Genomic DNA, 21,536 nt, shown 5'->3' with positions numbered 1-21,536 from the left:
CATTGAATACCGTTTTCACCCCCAAACAAACCAGAGGGATTGCTATGTCAAAACAATATTCTGTATTTGTTTCCTACGCAGACGAGGATGGCGCCTGGGTAGAAGGTTATTTATTAAATGCTTTAGAAGAAGCCGGGTTAACCTGTCATTCCGAGGCGATGTTTCGGTTAGGTGTACCGCGATTAATTGAATTTGAAAGTGCGGTTAAAAATAGTGAACGAACCTTATTAGTGATTTCCCCCGCCTATTTAGCCGATAACTTTGCGGAATTTGCTAATTTACTGTCTCAATACTACGGATTTGACACTAATTTATGGCCAGTTGTTGGGATTATTTTGCATCCTGTTGAAGAGTTACCCATGCGTTTAAAAATATTAGAGTGTTTGGATGCGACGGATGCGACAAAACAACAGAAAGTCATTCAACGAATTTGTGAAGATTTCAAAAAACCAGTTCCGACTTTAGCCACTATTCCTGATTGTCCCTATCCGGGGATGGTTCCCTTTAAATCAGAAGATAGCGATCGCTTTTTTGGACGACAACGAGAAGTTAATGATTTAATTCAACAGTTACGATTATTTCCCTTTTTAGCCGTTATTGGAGCATCGGGAAGTGGTAAATCTTCCTTGGTTTTTGCTGGGTTAATTCCCCAACTGCAAACAACTCATTTATTGGGAAAAGAAAAATGGCAAATCTATTCCATGCGTCCGGGTACAACACCGATAACGACATTAACCACAACATTAGGCTGTGATCCGACTTCCCCTGAAGCTATCACAACAAAATTCCATCCCTCCCAAAAATTCCTATTAGTTATTGATCAATTTGAAGAAGTTTTTACCCAATCTCCTCAAGAAGCAATTCCCTTTCAAGAAATCCTATTAAATCTCTATAAACAGCCTAATTTTTATGTTGTTTTAACGGTTAGAGCAGATTTTTATCCTCAACTCATAGAATCTCCTACTTTCTGGCGAGAAATTAAAGCCCATCTCTATGAAGTGTTACGTTTAGATCAAACGGGACTGCAAGAAGCCATTCTTAAACCTGCGGAACAAGCGGGTGTTTTTATAGAATCGGCATTATTAGAACGATTAATTATAACAGCCGCGAACGAACCTGGAGTTTTACCGTTATTACAAGAAACTTTAGTTTTATTATGGCAAAAAATAGAACGGCGATATTTACCGTTAAGAGCCTATGAAGCTTTAGTCTTATCTTATCATAATACAGTCTCTAATACTAATAATAAATTAATCGGAATTCAAGTAGCGATCGCACAACGGGCAGATGCTGCGATCGCTCGTTTAACTGATGAACAACAAATCATCGCCCGTCGGGTATTTTTACGTTTAATTCAGTTTGGGGAAGGGCGGGCAGATACCCGAAGACAAGAATCTGTAGAAGCCTTAAAAGCCAGGGGAGATAATGATCAAATCTTTGAAGAAACCTTACGTTATTTAGCAGATCGTCGGTTATTAACTTTAAGTGGAAAAGAGGATAAAACCCGAAAAGTTGATATTGCCCACGAAATTTTAATTAGCAGTTGGCCCCAGTTACAAGATTGGATTCTTCAACGTCGAGATGCTGAACAAACTCGTCGCCGACTCATTGCAAAAGTGGAAGAATGGGGGAGATTAGGGAAAGGTGAAGGGGGATTATTAGATGAATTTGAACTGGCTGAAGCTCAACATTGGTTAGAGAGTTCTGATGCAACAGAATTAGGGAGTGATGAGCAATTAGTCGCGTTAGTTGAATCCAGTAAAACTCATATAGAAGCTGAAAAACAACGAGAAAAAGAAGCTCAAGAACGGGAATTAAAACTAAGCCAAAAAAATTTATGGATTACTAGAATTGCGTTGACGGTGATTACAGGAGTTGCTACTGTTGCTATTGTAGTTGCTGGGATTGCAAAACATCAATGGCAAGAAGCAGATAAAGGTCAAATTATTGCTAAAATCGAAACAGCCAATGCTCGGTTTACGGAAAATCCTGATACCTTTGATTCATTAGTCGCAGCATTAGAAGCAGGAGAACTTTTTAAGAAATCGATTTTTAATCGGAATAACCCTCAACTGAAGGCTGATGTTTTAACTGTATTAGCTCAAGGAATCAATTGGGTTAAAGAACAAAATCGTTGGCAGGGACATACGGATATAATTCAAACGGTTAGTTTTAGTCCTGATGGTGAAATTTTGGCAACGGGAGGTGATGACAATATCGTTAAACTTTGGAATCAAGATGGAAGCTTTGTACAAGAATTATCAGGGCATCAGGATGCAGTAATGAGTGTAAATTTTAGTCCTGATGGTGATATAATTGCAACGGCAAGTTTGGATAAAACAGTCAGACTGTGGCAAAAAAAACAAGGAAAACTCTGGGAAGAAACCGTTGGATCTCGATTACAATACAGTACAGCAGTTCATAGCGTCAGTTTCAGTAAGAATGGTGAAATTGCAATAGGTTTAGCAGATGGAAGTATCGATCTTCGCAAGGAAAACGGTACACCAATCACCACTCTCAAGGGACATAATAACATTGTTCGCAGTCTGAGTTTTAGTCCTGATGGTCAGACACTTGCCACAGCAAGTGCTGATCAAACAATTATTCTGTGGCGTAAACAAAATAACCAAACTTGGTCTCAGTTTAAAGCTACATTGAAACATGATCATGAAGTTTTGAGCGTGAGTTTTAGTCCTGATGGTCAAACCCTTGCTAGTGCAAGTTTAGATGGAACCATTAAACTATGGAATTCTAATGGTGTTCGTAAATGTCCTGCCTTAAAAGGACATAATTATGGAGTTTTAACTGTAGCCTTTAGTCCTGATGGCGAAATTCTAGCTTCAGCAGGTGAAGATTATACAATTAAACTTTGGAATCTTAAGTGCCAAAACATCAAAAGTATCAACGCTCACAATGGTCGAATTAATGGCATTTACTTTAACCCTCAGTCGAGTAAAAATATTTTGGCTTCAGTGAGTCATGATAAATTTATTAAAATTTGGCAACTTAGTAATGATAAAATTACTCAAATCAAAGGTTATCAATATGCTGTCAGGAATGTTGAGTTTAGTCCTGTCAATGAACAAATATTGGTGACTGCTAATGGAGATGAGCCAGAAGTTAAAATTTGGGATGCAGCCGGAAATTTAAAACAAACTTTAGCCGAGCATAATGGGACAGTCCGAACTGCAAAGTTTAATCAAGATGGAACCCTTTTAGGAACCAGTAGCGATGATCAAACAGCCATCATTTGGGATTTAAAAAAAGGCTCAATCAAACATATTCTTTCTGGTCATACGGATACTGTTCGTAGTATTAATTTTAGTGCAGACAACCAAATAATCGCAACAACAAGCTATGATGGAACAATTAAACTTTGGAACCAACAAGGTAAACTAATAGATACACTCGACAAATATCCAGATCGAGTTTATAGTGTTAGCTTCAGTCCAATTCTGCATGAGAAGTTAATGGCAACCGCTAGTGAAGATGGTACGATTAAACTTCGGGATCTAAAGATTAATCAATCAAGGGATAAACCTAAAACCAGCCAGCCAGAAGCACCTATTTACAGTGTAGCATTTAGTCCTGATGGTAAAATTTTAGCTACAGGAAGTGGAAATAATCAAGTTCAGCTTTGGAATTTACAAGCTCAGAAAATTAAGCCTCCTTTTATCGGACATCAAGCTGCTATTGGAAGTGTAATTTTTAGCCCTAATGGTCAAATTATTGCTTCTGGGAGTGATGATAAAACAATAAACCTTTGGACATTAGATGGAACTCGAATAGTGACTCTCAAGGGTCATCAAGATGAAGTTAATGATGTTAGTTTTAGTCACAGTGGTGATACCCTAGCTTCTGCCAGTTCTGACAAAACAGTGATTCTTTGGGATGTGGAGCAAGTTACCGATTTGGATAAGCTTTTAGACGGAGGATGCAGTTGGCTCAAAAATTATTTGAAAAATTCCCGTGACCCCACCAACAAAAATAAAGAACTTTGTAAATAAATTGTATTAGACTTAAGTTGACGGACTTTGGGTCACCTCGCCCCGAAGCCCGAAATTTATTTCCGGGCTTTTGGCGTTAAGTTGACACGCCTTGGGGGAGAGGTCACACCAATCTAAAATGAAACAGCCCTGGGCGCATTAAACAGGGAGATCTAACCGGGCTTGTACCTTGCCTACTCACAGACCGCTATATACCGAACTCAAGTATATTAAGAAAAATTAATTTTTATCTAAATTCTTTGATTTTCAAATAGACTTAACAAGTGCCTTAAGTTTTCCAAGTAAAAGAGGATTAAAATCATGCCATTAGATAAAAATAAATTAGGCTGGATACCCGACTATCCTGACTTTAGAGATCTAAAAATGGCTGATATCAACAAGATCATCAAAGAGCAATCTCCAACTCAAAATCAAGAAGATGCCGCATCACAAATTCTCGAATTAGCTAAATTAATTAAAAAAATAGTATCACCAGAAAAAGATACTGCTAATCAAGAAAGTTTAAAAATAATTGATCAACTAATTAAAAGAAACGAGAATAAAATTAAGTTTTTGAGGGTCAAAGTCGAAAACAAAGCTCACCTTTACCGGGGAATTAGACACAATAAAATTATAGATATTCAAGATAGATTGAAATTCATTTTTAAGCAGGGAGTTATTCGGGAATGTTTAAAAAAAATAGACATAAAAATGACGGAAAATGAAAAAAATAAGAGTAAACAAGAACAAACTGAAAGTGAAAAAATTAAAGAAAAACATTTAACCTATTTATTAGAAAATTTAAAAGGGGAAAACAATTTTTTAAATGATGAATTAGCAGGTTTAGACTGTGAAAGAGGCTATTTTGGTGAAGCTACAAATAGTCTTCTGATTTTCTTCAAAAAAATGTGGGAGCTTCCTAGCCAAAATAGCATTGTAGATTTTAACCCTAACTATGATGCTAAAACAAAGAAAGAAGAAGAAGAAGACTTTTATGAATACAATCCAGAGAATTCTATTTACACTGTTGTAAACACAATTTATAAGAGAATACAACATAAGAACCCAGTTAATTCTCAAGAAGAGTTTTTTAAAACAGATGACTATGGAAATGAAGTAAAGCTCCTCAAAGAAGACCCAGAAAAAAAGTATCTTAAGATAGGTGATTATGGAGATGAAGTAAAGCTCCTTAAAGAAAAACTAGAAAAACTGGATTATTTTCAGTTTTCAAAAGATGATAATTATGAATATTCAAAATACTTTTTTGGCTATAAAACAGATTTGGTTGTTGAATTTTTTCAAGGAATTAATGGTTTAAATGCTGATGGTATAGTTGGAAAGGATACTACAACAATTTTAGAAAGCGATAACCCACCACTAATAACACAAGATAATAAGCAGCAAGATAATAATCGAATGCTATATAATTCAATTATTTATATCCAAAAAAAGCTTTATAAGTTTTTTGGATATAAAAATGTTAAAATTAACGGAAAGTGGGATGATTTAACTATAGAAAGGATTAATGAACTTATTAAGCGCGAAGATGAACGAAGTGGCAAAAATACGCCAAGCATTGACATAAACGACAAAAACATTAAGGTGGAACACTTGAACAATATCTTACGAAATATTATTTATCAGGCTGAAGAATCGAAACAATATTTTCTATACCAACCTTTGATTTTTCCTGAATATAATCAATTATTAGAAGATAATAAATTGCAAAAAGATTCTCCTCAGAAAATTTTATTGACTATTCAACAACCTATTCCTCAAAATATCATTACAATCTTTCAGAATAAACTAAAAATTGAGAATTGTCAAAGCGAGAAAAGTTCAGATAAGATTTATCCTGTTATTTATCCCTTTATTCAGTTAGTAATTAAAAATTTTTCAGATATTGGCATTCATGGTCAATTAGATTATGAACAAGCTATAACCCAGGCTATAGATTTAATAAATATTGTTTTGGCTTCTAATTCTGATACAAAGGCTTCTGATTCTGATGAAAAAGGGAAAAATGAAGAAAAACCTGGCTCCCAAAAGCAATTTTTCGATAATGATGAGAATATGACACAACTTTTGCTTGAATTTGTTCGCGGAAGACGAGAGAGAGATCGTGAGATCAATCTGATGCTAATTTATCAATCTCTCTCTGCTGAAGAGAGAAAAAGACTAAATTTTTTACTTTGGATAAGCCTTGATCAAATTGAATCAATGATTGGTGAGATAGAAGAATTCTGTCCACGAGTAGAGAATCAAGCTCCTTCAGAAAGAGAAAAAGTTACTCCATATAAATATAAAACTTTAATTCCAGGCTTAAAGAGAAAATTAATAGACAAAAATAAATCAGATAAAAACTCATCTATTTTTTCGATAGCAAATAAAAATGATAATAATAATCAGACAGTTTTGCAAACCTGTCCTGTGTCAGAGTCATTATCAAAGTCAGAGCAATCATCAAATCAACATGAATTATTAGTTCCTTGCATGAGTGAATTAGAAAATCAAATTAATCTACCTTCGCAAACACCCGTTTATTTATGTTTACCAGAATTTGTCGATTTAAGCTATTGGTGTTCTCCTATTAAAAATCAAGAATCATTAAATTCTTGTACAGCCTGCGCTGCGATTGATTTAGTCGAATACTTTCAAAATAGAACCCGTGATGAATATACTAATGCTTCAGTGCTATTTTTATATAAGGTTGCGCGAAAATTAATGCACCGGGAAGGAGATGTGGGTGCATCCATTCGGGAAACAATGAAAGCGATGGTTTTGTTTGGAATTCCCCCGGAAGAATATTGGCCCTATGAACCCAGTAAAATCGATGAAGAACCCAGTGGTTTTTGTTATTCCTACGCTCAAAATTATCAGGCGATTCAATATTTTAGGCTAGACACTCCTGGTCTTCCCGTAAGTTATTTATTGGCTCAAATTAAAATGACCTTAGTGGCTGGTCTTCCTTCTATCTTTGGGTTGACAATTTACAGTTCCATTTATGAAAAAACTAACTACAGAAGAGGTCATATTCCTACTCCTAAACCAAAAGATAATGTACAAGGGGGTCATGCTGTTGTCGCTGTTGGCTATGATGATAGTAAAATCATTGGAGACTCGGTAGGTGCGCTGCTGATCAGAAATTCTTGGGGAACTAATTGGGGTGAACGGGGTTATGGTTGGTTGCCTTATGATTATATTCTTAAGGGATTAACATCAGATTGGTGGTCTTTGATAAAAGCAGAGTGGTTTGAAACTAAGAATTTTGGTTTAGGGGCTGATGATTGGAAGTATGATTCTGGTATTGATAACGGGGATCCAACTAAGAAAGATCCCCCTCCCGTCAAAAAAACACCTGGTTCATAATATTTAGATTCCTGGGTTGTTAGTATTTTTATCACCTTAATTCAATCACTTCAACCCCGGTAAATTCCAACTTTGCACAACTTTTGTAATCGCATCACGGGTGGCTTCTGCACCGAAACCCCAAGCCATTAATGCAAAATAATCTTTCCAGGGATTAGCGCCAAAGGTGGGATTATCAATGTATAATTGACTGAATCCGGTTCCGGCTAAAAAGATAACCGCGATCGCATAACTTGTCCAAGTAAATAACTTTAATCGCACTCCCGCTTTGGTTGTTTCTGATGTTGAAGTTGTAGAACGATTCGTCACCGGAGGCGGAGACATAACCCCAGTAAACCCAAACAGACTTTTAGAAATTGCTCCTCTTGGTGAAGATTCATTTCCGATGTCTTGGGCTTTTAAAGTTAAATTATTTAACTCTGTTGTTAACGCTTTAAATTGTTTCGGATTAGCCAGAGATTCAGTGGCGATTTTTGCTTCTAATTGTTCAAATTCAGGAAGGATAGTAGTCCGTTTTTCTAAGGGAATTTCGGCAATTAACGCTTTTAAATCTTGCTTTTGATTCTCCAAAACCAACTGATTCATCTGTTGAGCAATTTTTTCTAACCGTTCTCGGAATTGTTCGGGGGTTTCGAGTTCTGGGACATCGTTAATTGTCGCTTCTAAATCCCGCAATATGGCTTTTACTTCTAAATCATTGGGATTTTTATCTTCTAATTGTTCTCTGAGTTTTTGACAATAATCAAATTGTTGTAACCAATCCGTTCGTCCTTTTACCCATCGTTTCCAAACGTTTTCAGCTTGTTCTAAAGTGGCGATCGCTTGTTCCCACTTTTCCGTTTGTAAATCCATTTTAATTTCAATTAGACACCCCTCAATATATTGTTTAAATACCGTAATTTTCCCGAATTCTATATCCTCCTGTATCTGAGTTTGTAATTGTCCAACTCGCACTAAAATTTCATCACGGGGTCGTCCTTGAGCACGATAAACTGAAACCAGAATTCCTAATCCAGTTCCCAGGAATAATACCAATACAGGAAGTAACCAAAAATCCTTAACTTGTAGGGTAATCGGAAGGGTTAATTCTCCTCCGGTATAACTTAAACGCATTGTTCCATTATATTCGCCACTACTGGGAGCTTGACGTAAATTAAATTCAAGCGGAATTAACATTTGGTTGGATTTAATGGTTTGCCAATTTTGCTTATTAGAAACAATACCTGATGCGGGAAAAACAGTAGTTCCATCTTGACGATTCAAATCTAATACCAGCACCCGTAAATCCTGAATTGGGCTATTTGTTTGCACAAAAATTTGACGTGGGGGTTGTTTTTCGAGGCGGTTTCCTGTAATTGTAATTTGATTGGGTTGCAGGGTGGTTTCCACTTGAGCATTTGCTACCGTTGGGGATAAGAAACAAAGAATCGGTAAGATCAGTCCGGCTAAATATTTTTTCATGGTTGAAGGTGCAATCTAAATATTAAGTTAAGGGGTTGATTGAATCTGATGTTATATTAATCATTCATATCCTAAACGGAAGTTTTCAGGATTAATTAAAATTTTTTTAGGCTCGGTTCGACAATATTGACGAAGAGGTTCTCAGGGGACTGAATGATTTAATGATGCTAAGTTCAGCACCATTCCCGCTTTAAAATATGATGACGATGGGCGGATTTATCAAATTAATCAAGACTGAAAAAATAGAAGTAAAACCGCCCCTAAAATGATAGTTTTTTTAACTTGCTATGCGATCTAATGCTCTTTTTCCTCCCCAACGTTCTACGATTTTATCATCATATTCATCGGCAATTTCTAACACTGCATTCACAGAAGCTTCTAACTCCAGTTTATCACAAGTTGAGCCAACAATGGTATGTTCAAAAACAATGTCTCCGTGTTCATCAATTCCAAAAGCCCCGAATCTCATAATGTTATTTTCTCGAAGCAGAAAATGTAGTAAATCTGGGGAAAGTTCTACATCGGTTACAACATAAGACCGGGCATTAATAACAGCATCATCTTTTTCCCAAGGAAACACAAATACCTCAACCAATGCTGAACCCATGACCATTGCTAATCCAGGGACATCTTCCCTAGCGCACGGGAATTTGCCGTATAATTCTCGCATCCAGGTGGCAACTTTGTTATAACAAGCTTCGTGCATTGCGGTTTGAAATTGCATGGTGAGAGTTCTCCGGGCGATTTTTCCTTTGTTGTAACACTTTTGAGGTCAGGAAAACGAGGGTTTGTATTATTTCTCAACACGGGGATGAAATACGGGATTCAATTTGTTTAGTTCTGTGTAGAAGGGGGTTGTCCTAAGTTCTTAAACCATAGGTTGATTTGATCCGGTAAACTTAAGAATAGGAAATCCTAAGTTTAGTTTGATGGGAGGATGAACAATGGATGAAATGGCAACAGCTAATTTAATTGCTCAAGTTATTACAGTTATTGGCTCTTTAGGATTTTTCTTCGTGACGTTTCAAGCGTTGAAACAATTGGAGAAATAGGACAGGGGCAATGGGCAATGGGCAATGGGCAATGGGCAATTACGAATTACGAATTACGAATTACGAATAGGGAATGGGGAAGAAAACTTTTATTTTCTGTCTTTTCTATTACCCATTGCCTATTGCCTATTACTTACTCTCTACAATTTCAAATTCTAAATAATGACTTTTAGCAAAACTGTGGGTAAAGTGATCAACAAGATTAGTATCGGTTAATTCTAAGTTATAAAAATCAACGGTTTCATGGGTAAAATACGGCCCAGCGTGCCACGTTCCGACTTCTAATTTAATAAAACAATTGCCTGGAATATGAAACGCGACTAAATCCTTTAAGGAGGGTTGATCATTTTTAGAGGGAGGACAAACAGCCATAAACCAATCTTTTCCTTCTAATGAGCCTAAACATTGAGTACATTGATTGTGGCGAGTAATGTGATGAAATTTTAAACCTTTTTGTTGAAGCCGCATAATATAAAAACGAGGGATACCGTTGTTTAAATTGAGTTGGGCATCCTCCTCGTTATATAATTTCTTGTCAACCGAGGCTGAAATGACTTGTCCATAGGGTTTAAATTGTTCAGGAGTAATCCATTCAGCAGATAACTGTTGAATTTTGATTAATTCGCGCATTTGAACCTCAGCTTTTAAGAATTCAATGTCAATGAATCAGTTTCTTTTAAGTAGACTGAAATTGAAATTCATTTTCATCTGCATAACGGTGTAAAAACCGCATGACTCGTTCAAATACTTCCTCAGAGTCTACTTCAAAGGTACATTCAACTTTAGATAGATCCTCATTTTCGGCAAAAAAGAATTTAACGCCACTGGGGGTAACTTTAATTTGTCCTTCTTCATCCCGGAGCCACAAATTCGTGATTTGCTTGCGATAGGCTCTTAATCGTTCTATGGCTTGAAGGCGCTCAAATACCAAGACAACGATTTTTGTTTGGGAATGTTTGAGTTTCCGCAGACTAATCCCACTAATTTCTTCATCTAATCCATCAATAAATTGTACAGAGGTTGTCATAGGATTTTCCCTCTAGTATTTTATTCTAGTTTATCTTGTTTTTCGGAAAAGCTCAATTCATTGAAAAAAAACTTATTAAATATAGAAGCATGAAGGAAGGTGAGGAGACTCACTGTTCACCCCTAACCTTACTGATGTTTATTTTACCCGCTATTTTCTGATTTTGACTGCTTCATTACCCTTGGAGTGCCGCATCTACTTGTTTAAAAAGTTCCTCTAAAGTTGAAGAATTATATAAAATTACATCCGCCTGCTGACACTTTTCTTCTAAGGACATTTGACTTTGAATTCGAGCTTGAGCTTCTTCAAAAGTTAAAATTCGATTAGAAATCATTTTTTCTCGTTGGATCAACCGAGAATATTGTTGCTCGGGAGGAGAATAAACCACCCAAATTTCAGTCACTAAATCCGTCATTTTGGATTCAAATAATAACGGGATGACTAACACTCCATCAGCATATTGGGGGGTATTTCCATCAGGATTTTGGAGGATTTTCGCGTTTAATTGTTGAATATTGTTAACAAAACAATTGCGAACAAAGGGATGAATCTGTTGTTCTAACCAAGTTTTAGCTGATGAGTCTGAAAAAATCAGACTGGCTAATCGTTGGCGATTTAAGTTACCATCAGAAAGTAAAATATCGTTCCCATAACGCTGAATAATTGACTGGAGAATGGGTGAACCGGGTTTCACTGCTTCTCTAGCATATAAATCCGCATCCCAAATGGGGAGTTGGTAAGTGTTAGCAAGATAGTTGGATACAGTCGTTTTACCGGTTCCTATCCCTCCGGTCAGACCAATTAAACGCATACTTTTGTTTTTAAATCTATAATATTATTAATGCGGTTTTAATCAGAATAATCTATTTGGGTAGCTTCTGTCGAGATATTAGTTGTAGATTTCCGGTTCGTGATTGTTCGTTAAAGGCATAAACCCCTATGCAGCCTGGACGTTTTTTAAAGTTAGTTTTAATCTCCCTACCGTTGACAGGATTATGGACGGTTGGGATGAATGGAGTTTGGGAAATATTCAGGGGGAATCAAAAGGTTATTTTTTCCCTCAATAAAGTTTTAGCACAATCTATTATTCCTGAAGCGAATAGTACCAATACCCTAACCAATTCCGTAGGAAATCGTGTCGATATTACTGGAGGTCAAGCTTCAGGAGATGGCGGAAATTTATTTCATAGTTTTACTCAATTTAACGTTCCCCAAGGTCAAACGGTCAATTTTGTTTCTAATCCTTCAATTCAAAATATTCTCAGCCGTGTAGTAGGAGGACAACCTTCATTAATTGACGGGTTAATTCAAGTCACCGGAGGTAATTCTAATCTCTTCATTTTAAATCCAGCCGGAATCATTTTTGGATCGGGAGCCCGTTTAGATGTTCCTGCTGCATTTACCGCTACAACTGCCACAGGAATTGGATTTAATTCGGGTTTTTTTAATGCTGTAGATTCTAATAATTATAACGCCCTTTCCGGTGAACCGAATACCTTTCTTTTTTCCACCTCCAATCCGGGTAATATTATTAATGCAGGAGAACTCACCGTTTCCTCTGGACAAACCTTAACCTTAGTCGGAGGAAATGTAATTAATACCGGAACTCTAAACGCACCAGGAGGACAAATTACAATTGCAGCGATTGAAGGAAATAACTTAGTTAGAATAAGTCAAGATGGCTATTTACTCAATTTAGAAATTGCCACCGTTACCCCGACTTCTGAAACCGAACAATCTGTCATTAATCCTCTTTCTCTTCCTGAATTATTAACAGGTACAGGAGAAAATAATCAAGCTTCTATTGTAAATATTTTACCCGATGGAACCGTAGAACTCACTGCTTCGAGTGCTAATTTACCACCTCAAGGAGGGGTGGCTTTAATTTCAGGTTTTTTGAATACCAGAAATACTAACTTGGATTCATCATCCTCAACGCTTCCCCAAGTCAATATTATTGGCAATGATATTCAATTATCGAACGCAGAAATTGATGCTTCTGCTGCCAATGGAGGGGGAACCATTAGAATTGGGAGTGACTATCAAGGAAATGGTTTTTTTCCTACGGCTTCGCGTACCTTCATTAATGATCAATCCACAATTATAGCGGATGCCTTGACCAATGGAAATGGGGGACGAGTAAGCATTGGTTCCCATGATTTAACTCGATTTTTTGGAAATATTAGTACCCAAGGATCTTCCAATTCCCAAACGAGTGAAGGATTAGGAGGATCTGCTACTATTTTTAGTCAAAATAATCTTAATATAGCTGGAAATATTAACCTAAAAGGAAGCGATGGAAAGCCAGGAAATTTAGTAATTAATGCAGCAGAAATTAATATAGGAAATCAGGATCAAAGCAATGCTAATATTACCCTATCGGATCAAACCCTAGAAGACTTTGCCACCACAGCAAATGTGATTATAGAAGCTAAAAATAATATTACCATTGCGGATCTAGCCGATAATGAATTAAGGTTTCCAGCCACCACAGGAACCTTAACCTTTACCGCCGATGCAGATCAATCAGGGAGTGGTGGATTTACCATGAATTCGGGAGATACTCTCCGCACGTCCGGTGCTGCTATTGCGATTACAGGTGTTAATTTAGTCACCGGGGATATAATCACTCAAGGGGGAAATTTAGACCTAACTGCAACAAATAATGGAGGAATTCGGACAGAAAATTTATCCACTTCTAACTCAGGAAATGGGGGAGATTTAACAATTAAAAGTGATCGGGATATTGTTACCGATAAAATTTCCACTTTTTCTAATAGAAATGGAAGCGGAGGAACAGTTAATTTAAGTACATTAAACCGAATTCAAACTAATAATATTAATACCTCTGGTCAAGTTCAAGCCGGAGATATTACCCTCAGCAGTTTACAAGGAGATATTATTTTAGAGGGAGATTCCTATAGTATTGATGCTACTTCTGGTCAGGGTTCAGGAGGGAATGTTTTGGTCAATACTCCTCGAACTTTAACCACAAATTTAATTGATACTAGAGGTCAGGAAACCGGAGGAAATATTATCTTAAATGCGGAGTTAGCGACAGAAATTCGAGGACTCCGTACCGGGACATTTAATAGCTTAGAAAATGCGACTGGTAATATCGAAATTACAAGTGATGAAATTAATTTCACAGGGGGTCAAAACTCAATTCAAGGCAAAGGTCAAATTCTGTTACAACCTGCAACATTAGCTCAAGATATTGAAATCGCAGGTCAAAATAATAATGCAGAACTCACATTAAATTTATCTTCCAGTGATTTAAACAGTTTAGAAAATGGGTTTACGGAAATTATTATTGGAGGATCTCATAGCAATGGTACAATTTTTATCGCGGGAAATGTTTCATTTCAAGATCCCGTTGTCATCCAATCTCCTCAAGGCGGAATTGCCAGTGGAACGCCATTGCGTGAACAGTTTTATACGCTTACAGGATTAGATGATGCTAGTTTAAAGCTATTTGCCTCAGAAAATATTACCTTGGGAACCTTAGTTACAAACGGTCAAAATATTTTAATTACCAGTGAATTGGGAACTGTTTCTACTCAAAACTTATCTACGGGGAATTCTGCCTCTGCTACAATTCAATTAACAGGAACAGAAATTAATTTTTTAGGGGGATTAAATTCTATTCAGGGTTTAGGAACCCTGCTTTTACAACCGAGTCGTAACACACAAGCCATAACGTTAGCGGGGTCAGAACAGTCTTCTAGCTTTGATATTAGTAACCAAGATTTAGAAACCTTTGCCGACGGATTTAGTTCCATTAAAATCGGTCGTACAGATAGTATCAGTACCCTAACTTTAGCGGGAAATTCTACTATTTCTGATCCCCTCAATTTACAAGCACAATCTATTTTAGGAACAGGCCGTCTCACAGGTATTGATAACGCTTCTCTGACTTTATCCGCCGGATCTGATATTTTAATTGGGGATATGAGTACCGAAGGAGGAACGATTCAACTCAGTAGTTCCCAAGGAAATATTCGGACTGGCGCATTACAATTAGTTTCGGGAAATCCCGGAATTGGAGATATTAATTTATCAGCAGCTGGAAATATTGAAACCGGAGAAATTCGGGTTAATTCTCAGGAAACAATTACAGGAAATAGTAACTTTTCACTTAATGGTCAAGATATTAATTTAATGAGTCGCAATGGAACTATCAGAGTCAATGGTGAGATTAATAATTCATCTTTAGAGGGGGATACAGTTGCTATCGAATTGTTTGCACCCGGAGCAATTACAACCGGAAATATGACTGCCTATCGGGGGATTAATCTCACCAGTTCTCAAGGTCAAATTATCACGGGAAATCTACAAACACTGCAAGGAATCGAAAAAAGTCAAGGAATTAATTTAACAGGATATATTGGGATTAAAACGGATAATATTAATACAACAACCCCTTCGGGAATCAGTAGTAATATTACGCTTAATAGTGCAACGGGAAGTGTACAGTCAGGAGACTTAAATACCGTCGGAATTACGCGGGGGGGGACTATTACTGTTGTTGCAGGCGATCGCATTAATACCGGAACAATTGATGCAAGTTCTCCCGAAGGAAGCAGTGGCAATATCGGCTTAAATGCGTCCCAAGATATTGATGTTATTTCTATTCGGGGGGAAGGAAAAACTCAAGGTGGTGATATTGGAATTGCCACTCACGGCTTATTTAGAGTAACAGGAACCTTTAATAGTCGCAATCAAATGAATGCCAGTATTTCCAGTGTAGGCGGAGAAGAAGGGGGATCTATTGTTATTCAACAAGGTGGCGATTATTGTAGCACTTCTGAATGTAGTAATATTCCCTTTACCGTCGGAAATGCAACTTTAAATGGAACCACTGGAGCGATTACCGATGGTAATTTAGTTACGATTTTACCTCCGACTAATACTAACCCTAATTCTACGGTAACAACCGGATCAACACAAGCGGTTGTTAATCAAATTAATTCCGAATTACAAGTTAATAATCAAGATAACCAAACGCCACCTGTAACCCCTCAAACAGATGGAAGTACAACCCCAGTTTTAACCAATTCTACATCGGATTCTTCCTTAAATTCCACCTCGGAACCATCATCCCAACCAGAAGAAATTTCAGAAAACCCAATTATTCCTTTAAATACTCCCACTATTCCCACAGATCAAATTAGTTCAGGCTCCGTGATTTCCTCTTTAGCTCAAATTGATACGTTTCGAGGGATTGAATTTTCTAATTATTTAGGATCAAACTTAAAAAATCCCCCCGTTACAGATCAAAGTATTCGTAAAACTTTAAATGAAATTTATAAATTAACAAACTCTAAATCTGCTATTGTGTATGTATCGGCTCAATCTAATCAATTAGAATTAAGGTTGATTTTACCCGAAGGACAACCGATCTTTAAAAGTATCCCCGTTTCCAGAGAAACCGTATTAAAAACCGCTAGAACCTTTTCTAATCAAATTCGTTCCCCCGAAAATTTAGAAGATACCCGTTATAAAGAGAATGGTAAACAATTACATGATTGGTTAATTAAACCTCTGGAAAGCCAATTAGAAGCAGAAGGAATTAATACCCTGGTTTTTTCAATGGATACAGGATTAAGAACTCTACCCTTAGCCGCGTTATATAATGGTAAACAGTTTCTTGTAGAACGCTATAGTTTAGGGCTTATTCCGAGTTTAAGTTTAACTGATACGCGCTATGTTAATATTAAAAATTCAAAAGTTTTAGCGATGGGAGCTTCTATTTTCCCCAATTCTGATCAACAGCCTCTCCCGGCGGTTCCCCTGGAATTGAACTTAATTATTAATCAAAATATTTGGCAAGGGCTTTCCTTTTTAAATGATAAATTTACAATTGATAATCTCACATCCCAACGCAATCAACATCAATTTTCAATTGTTCACTTAGCAACACACGGAGAATTTCAAACGGGAGGGTCTGATCAATCTTATATTCAATTTTGGGATCAAAAATTACGCTTAACTGAACTCAGAAAATTAAAATTACATCAACCTCCCGTTGAATTATTAGTTTTGAGTGCTTGTACAACGGCTGTGGGAGATGAAAAAGCAGAATTAGGCTTTGCGGGGTTAGCGGTGCAAGCGGGTGTTAAATCAGCTTTAGCGAGTTTATGGTATGTCAGTGATGCCGGAACATTAGGGTTAATGAATACCTTTTATGAAGCCTTATCAACGAGTCCTATTAAAGCAGAAGCTCTGCGACAAGCTCAACTCGCAATGTTACAAGGAAAAGTCCGTTTACAACAGGGTTATTTAATTGATGAAACGGCAACGGAAACCGCTAAAATTCCTCTTCCTCCAGAAATTGCCTCTCGTGGAAATGTTAATTTATCTCATCCCTTTTATTGGGCAGGTTTTACGTTAATTGGTAGTCCTTGGTAACATTAAATTTTGTTCAATACTATTTTTAATTCCAAGCTTAAGAAACCGGGTTTCTCTTTGAGATTGATTGTTTCCCATCAAGATATCTTCAGAAACCCGGTTTCTGGTTTCTATTGTTGTCCTTGTCGCCACATATTCGCCCTGGCAAAGGCTAAACCGCCCCGAATCATGGCATTATTAACTGGGGCAACGGAAAAGCGATCAAAGGGGTTCTCTGTGGACAGAGGAGCGAGGGAAATTTGATATCAGCTTGAGAGGTTGTTAGCAAATTCTTTGAATCATTAAGTTTGATTTTCTTTGCCTTGTTTGCTGAAGGTTTCGGCTTGATTTTCTATCACCCTTATTTTATAATTGAGAAAGCCAAAAAATCGCTAAAATTTCACCTTTATGGATAGACGAACTTTTTTAAATTGGGTCGGGGTTGGATGCCTAGCAAGTTCTTTCCCTGTGGTACTTGCAACTTTTTCTCTAAAAGATCAGCAACCTGCTAATGCGGCTGACTATAAGCAACTTGCGACAGTCTCCCAATTAAAAAGTAGTGGCAAAATCTTGATCAAGTCAGGAGTCCCTACTCCTGTGTTGCTGGTGCTTCCTAATCCTCAAAATGCCACTAATGTGCTCGCAGTTAATCCTACCTGTACACATCAAGGCTGTACTGTGGACTGGAATTCCAGTCAATCTAGCTTTGTTTGTCCTTGCCACAATTCTCATTTTGATCAAGGTGGAGACGTGGTGCGAGGCCCTGCCACTGCACCCCTGGACACCTATGATGTTAAGATTGACGGCGATCTGATTTTGGTGGCTGTTTAATCCCCATCACTTTGTAGCTAAGGTTTGGGTAAAAACTTGAGACACAAAGCTTTTTGTATTCTCATTAATCAAATCAATAAAATCCCCTTAATATTCATCATACAATTGCGCTAACGTTTTCATAATCTTCAACTTCTTTGCAAATACTAATTAACCGTAGCAAATAATCCCAGAGAAACCGGGTTTCTTTTTAAGATTCATTCTATCAAATCAAGATAGTTTTAGAAACCCGGTTTCTGGAAGCGATGTCATATTCTGATTAGTTTGATTTGTTGGTAATATTATATCATAAAATAGTTTGAGATTACTATCAAAAAATCCTTGGTCGGGTGCATAAATAAGACCGGATAAATTTTTAGCTAAATAAGATTGTAAACAATCTAACATTTCCCACCCGGCATCAGTTAAACCAACCGGATCAACTTCTAATACAATCACTTGTTTACTCGTAGCCAGTTTATAAATACTGGTAGCCAGTTTATAAATTAAGTCCGGTTGCGGATTAAAATTTGAGCCTTTAAGATGATTGATAATTTGCAAAACATCTTGTTGGATTAATTCTGTATTAATAATTCTTTCTATTCTCACAGGTCTTTTGACACTATCATATAAAACTGTAATTGTTTCCCAATTAATTTCTTCCGCATTTGCTATCGTATTCTTAATTTTAAAATCAGGAAGTTGCTCAAAAAAATACCCTTGATTAATAAAATCAATAATTTCATCAGTTTTTAAAAGTTTGGAATCTTGGCAAAATACACGCAAAAAGTAACTCATTATCTTCTCCTATCTTATTAAAAAATTATGAGCAATCACCTAATATTTTAGTTTCTACATCATCTCCTCTATAATAACTAATACGCCTGCTAATATCCATTTTATCCACAAAAGTAACACTATCCTTTTCACCTAAAGCGGGAATCTCATCAGCTATTTTGAACCGTTCTCTTGCTTCTGGCATTCCATTTTGCAGCATTTCCCCCACTTCAATATAATCAATACTACCCTCTAAATTATACCGAACCATATCAGGATAGCGACCTCCTAATTCTACATTTTCAACATTCTTAAACCCTTCATTCACTAATGCTTGACGGGCTGCAACCTGTTGAGAACCTCCCGGTCTACCTCCTTGTGCTGCGGGATTAAAATATCGTTCTTTCCAGGTTTCAAACGTTAGAATATCTTGCTCTTGTTTTCCGGCTTGATATTGTTCATATTGATAACGTTGATATCGCCATTCGGCTGCATTAATATCGTTAAGGTTGGGTTTTATTCCTTCTGGGGGTTTTGGCGACCATTCAGACATTAATTTAAGATTACTTTTCGTGGAAATGTTAATTTATCTCATCCTACTTATAATTCTCCTTGAGATATCCATGCACCCCAAAAATAGGGATGGGATAATAATTGATAATTCGGGTTATTTTCGATAAACCTTTTGGTAATCAGTCTTTTCTCAATAAACTCATCAAGAATATGACAACCCAGGGGAATTTGTTGTAAGTCTTGAATGGTAATTGTGCGGATATAATGTTGGGCTTTTAATAATGCTTCTCGTTTCCCTAAACCCGTTTCTACCCAGGTTAAAAATTGATCCATGAGTAACAGGGAGGAACGGGTGGGAACAGACCATAAACTCATAATTAATGCTTGACATCCGGCAACGGCAAACGCTCGACGTAAGCCAAATACTCCCTCCCCTAATTGTACATCTCCTAATCCGGTTTGGCAAGCAATTAAAATCGTTAATTGATTATCCCATAAATCAATGCCAGCGACATCTTGAGCTAATAACACTCCTTTACCTGCTTCTGTGGGTAATTGTTGTCCTTGTCGCCATGTATTCGCCCCAGCAAAGGCTAAACCGCCCCGAATCATGGCATTATTAACTGGGGCAACGGAAAAGCGCTCAAAGGGGTTTTCTGTAGGCAGTGGGGCGGGGGAAATTTGATATTGGGTGGAGAGTTTGTTGGCAAAGTTTTTTAACCATTGGGCTTGATTTTCTTTCCCTTGTTTGCTGAAGGTTTCGGCTTGATTTTCCATCACTAACAGCAGTTGAGAGTTGATTAAGTTTTGATTTTTGGCTAAGATTTGATCTTCTTCTCCTGCGGGTGAGGTTTGTAATTCATCCATGAGTTTAATATAGGGATTTTCGGATTCAAAATAACCATGAGTTGCAATTAATAAAATCCCTGGACAAGTTTTTTGAGAAAACAGAGGTTCTAAAGCGCGATCGCCCAAATACAAGTTAGAAATATTCAGTTTTTCTGCTATACTTTTAGCGAGGGTTTCCGTTTCAGGAAGGGGATCAAATTCTTCTGAGGATAAACTTTGAAATACGGGTTTTGGACTGGAAGATGTAGATCCCGATTGAGTTAAACCTTTGGTTTTTGCTTTTGCTAAACTGGGAGGATGGGGATAGTTAAAATTGGGATTGGCAATAATTAAGGGTTCGGCGGGAATGCGATCGCTTTTAATTTTCCATCTTAAGACATCTCGCCCACTACTGAGATAACTGATTTGATAGTGATCTCTTAACAGTTGGTTTCCGGTTTCATCTAAAGGTAAAACGCCAAAGGGAATCAAACTTAAACTAAAGTCAGGGGCAATAAAAATGTTGGCTCTCCTGAATAAATAGTGTAAAATGTAGCGTAAGCTACGTTTTACACTCCGACTGAATATGGACTTTCAACTAGAGCGTGTGCTTCGACCTCCCGAATATTACGGTGTTCACTTGTCAAGAACAAGAAGGTTTTATTGTTCTTAAATTAGACTTATTAAACGAGGGAATTACTTGTCCACATTGTCAAAATTATACCGATCATATTCATCAAACTCGCTCGATCTTAATCCGAGATCTATCTATTTGTGGGCAGGGAGTTTATCTGCATCTACCCCGTCGCCAATTTTATTGTGCTGGATGTAAAAAATATCCAACAGAACCCTTAGAATTTGTAGAGAAAAGAAGGAATTACACCATTCGTTATGAAGAATATATCTATGAAAGAGTTAAAGAATTAACTGTAGAGCAAGTCAGCCAAAACGAACAATTAAGCCCTCATCAAGTGGGAAGTATCTTTCAAAGAATCGCCCTTCAGAAAAAAAAAAGCTGGGGAGAACCGGAAAAATTAAGCTTAGATGAATTCAGCCGTCAAAAAGGAAAAAGAAACTTTGTTACTGTAGTAAGTGATCTATCAAATGGTTCGTTATTAGAAGTCATTGATTCTCATAAAAGTTCAGAGATTATCGAAGTATTAAAGCAGCAGCCCGAATCAATGAGAGCTAAGGTCAAAGAGGTTTCTGTGGATATGTGGGGAGGATTTAAAAAAGTGATTCGGGAAGTTTTTCCTAATGCTTTAATTGTCATTGACCGATTTCATGTGATGAAGTTAGTCAACAGTTCTCTGAATCAACTTC

The 21,536-nt window shown here is 37.0% G+C and carries 13 protein-coding genes; 5 read left to right on the top strand and 8 right to left on the bottom strand.

From position 1 onward, the window contains the following. The first annotated feature begins 44 nt into the window (after positions 1 to 44). Positions 45 to 4,007 carry a TIR domain-containing protein gene (locus H6G57_RS15475; protein WP_190520030.1) on the top strand — a complete coding sequence of 1,321 codons (3,963 nt, stop codon included), beginning with the start codon at positions 45 to 47 and terminating at the stop codon, positions 4,005 to 4,007. 300 nt (positions 4,008 to 4,307) lie between these two features. Further along, entirely contained in the window at positions 4,308 to 7,355 is a 3,048-nt protein-coding gene (locus tag H6G57_RS15470) for a C1 family peptidase (RefSeq protein WP_190520028.1), read from the top strand. A gap of 45 nt (positions 7,356 to 7,400) precedes the next feature. Here the strand turns inward: H6G57_RS15470 and H6G57_RS15465 are convergent, their stop codons facing one another. The 5 genes from H6G57_RS15465 to coaE form a co-directional block, all read right to left on the bottom strand. Continuing rightward, positions 7,401 to 8,816 (bottom strand): hypothetical protein, encoded by a 1,416-nt coding sequence (locus H6G57_RS15465; protein WP_190520026.1) that lies wholly within the window; start codon positions 8,814 to 8,816, stop codon positions 7,401 to 7,403. A gap of 277 nt (positions 8,817 to 9,093) precedes the next feature. Beyond that, positions 9,094 to 9,540 carry a YbjN domain-containing protein gene (locus H6G57_RS15460; RefSeq protein ID WP_072717244.1) on the bottom strand — a complete coding sequence of 149 codons (447 nt, stop codon included), beginning with the start codon at positions 9,538 to 9,540 and terminating at the stop codon, positions 9,094 to 9,096. Between the two features lie 457 nt (positions 9,541 to 9,997). Next, positions 9,998 to 10,498 (bottom strand): ureidoglycolate lyase, encoded by a 501-nt coding sequence (locus tag H6G57_RS15455; RefSeq protein WP_190520025.1) that lies wholly within the window; start codon positions 10,496 to 10,498, stop codon positions 9,998 to 10,000. 46 nt (positions 10,499 to 10,544) lie between these two features. Further along, positions 10,545 to 10,895: a photosystem II reaction center protein Psb28 gene (gene psb28 / locus H6G57_RS15450; protein WP_190520023.1), complete on the bottom strand. Its 351-nt coding sequence runs from the start codon at positions 10,893 to 10,895 to the stop codon at positions 10,545 to 10,547. A gap of 175 nt (positions 10,896 to 11,070) precedes the next feature. Continuing rightward, positions 11,071 to 11,706 (bottom strand): dephospho-CoA kinase, encoded by a 636-nt coding sequence (gene coaE, locus H6G57_RS15445; RefSeq protein ID WP_190520021.1) that lies wholly within the window; start codon positions 11,704 to 11,706, stop codon positions 11,071 to 11,073. Between the two features lie 128 nt (positions 11,707 to 11,834). Between coaE and H6G57_RS15440 the strand changes: the two genes are divergently transcribed. Together H6G57_RS15440 and H6G57_RS15435 are read left to right on the top strand one after the other, a co-directional pair. Next, positions 11,835 to 17,306: a CHAT domain-containing protein gene (locus H6G57_RS15440; protein ID WP_190520019.1), complete on the top strand. Its 5,472-nt coding sequence runs from the start codon at positions 11,835 to 11,837 to the stop codon at positions 17,304 to 17,306. Between the two features lie 447 nt (positions 17,307 to 17,753). Further along, on the top strand, positions 17,754 to 18,116 hold the full coding sequence (locus H6G57_RS15435; RefSeq protein WP_199314327.1) for a ubiquinol-cytochrome c reductase iron-sulfur subunit: 363 nt from the start codon (positions 17,754 to 17,756) through the stop codon (positions 18,114 to 18,116). Between the two features lie 210 nt (positions 18,117 to 18,326). Here H6G57_RS15435 and H6G57_RS15430 read toward each other — a convergent pair whose 3' ends face one another. The 3 genes from H6G57_RS15430 to H6G57_RS15420 are packed head-to-tail and all read right to left on the bottom strand — an operon-like array spanning position 18,327 to position 20,735. After that, positions 18,327 to 18,893 carry a hypothetical protein gene (locus tag H6G57_RS15430; RefSeq protein WP_190520015.1) on the bottom strand — a complete coding sequence of 189 codons (567 nt, stop codon included), beginning with the start codon at positions 18,891 to 18,893 and terminating at the stop codon, positions 18,327 to 18,329. A gap of 25 nt (positions 18,894 to 18,918) precedes the next feature. After that, positions 18,919 to 19,425: a hypothetical protein gene (locus H6G57_RS15425; RefSeq protein ID WP_190520012.1), complete on the bottom strand. Its 507-nt coding sequence runs from the start codon at positions 19,423 to 19,425 to the stop codon at positions 18,919 to 18,921. Between the two features lie 47 nt (positions 19,426 to 19,472). Beyond that, positions 19,473 to 20,735 (bottom strand): CHAT domain-containing protein, encoded by a 1,263-nt coding sequence (locus tag H6G57_RS15420; protein ID WP_375539528.1) that lies wholly within the window; start codon positions 20,733 to 20,735, stop codon positions 19,473 to 19,475. A 110-nt stretch (positions 20,736 to 20,845) separates the two neighbouring features. Here H6G57_RS15420 and H6G57_RS15415 point away from each other — a divergent pair. After that, positions 20,846 to 21,536, top strand: a 691-nt coding sequence (locus H6G57_RS15415; protein WP_199314325.1) for an ISL3 family transposase, incomplete at its 3' end; no start/stop codon positions are given.

Source organism: Planktothrix sp. FACHB-1365, assembly GCF_014697575.1.
Classification (GTDB): domain Bacteria; phylum Cyanobacteriota; class Cyanobacteriia; order Cyanobacteriales; family Microcoleaceae; genus Planktothrix.
The sequence above is the reverse complement of the archived record's forward strand: the minus strand, read 5'-3'. Positions and strand labels throughout refer to the sequence as shown.

Bases quoted from the DNA above. Each gene is read 5' to 3' on its own strand.
- H6G57_RS15465 (WP_190520026.1), bottom strand. From the start codon at position 8,816: ATGAAAAAATATTTAGCCGGACTGATCTTACCGATTCTTTGTTTCTTA.
- H6G57_RS15440 (WP_190520019.1), top strand. From the start codon at position 11,835: ATGCAGCCTGGACGTTTTTTAAAGTTAGTTTTAATCTCCCTACCGTTG.
- H6G57_RS15460 (WP_072717244.1), bottom strand. From the start codon at position 9,540: ATGCAATTTCAAACCGCAATGCACGAAGCTTGTTATAACAAAGTTGCC.
- H6G57_RS15455 (WP_190520025.1), bottom strand. From the start codon at position 10,498: ATGCGCGAATTAATCAAAATTCAACAGTTATCTGCTGAATGGATTACT.
- H6G57_RS15425 (WP_190520012.1), bottom strand. From the start codon at position 19,425: ATGTCTGAATGGTCGCCAAAACCCCCAGAAGGAATAAAACCCAACCTT.
- psb28 (WP_190520023.1), bottom strand. From the start codon at position 10,895: ATGACAACCTCTGTACAATTTATTGATGGATTAGATGAAGAAATTAGT.
- H6G57_RS15470 (WP_190520028.1), top strand. From the start codon at position 4,308: ATGCCATTAGATAAAAATAAATTAGGCTGGATACCCGACTATCCTGAC.
- H6G57_RS15430 (WP_190520015.1), bottom strand. From the start codon at position 18,893: ATGAGTTACTTTTTGCGTGTATTTTGCCAAGATTCCAAACTTTTAAAA.
- H6G57_RS15475 (WP_190520030.1), top strand. From the start codon at position 45: ATGTCAAAACAATATTCTGTATTTGTTTCCTACGCAGACGAGGATGGC.
- coaE (WP_190520021.1), bottom strand. From the start codon at position 11,706: ATGCGTTTAATTGGTCTGACCGGAGGGATAGGAACCGGTAAAACGACT.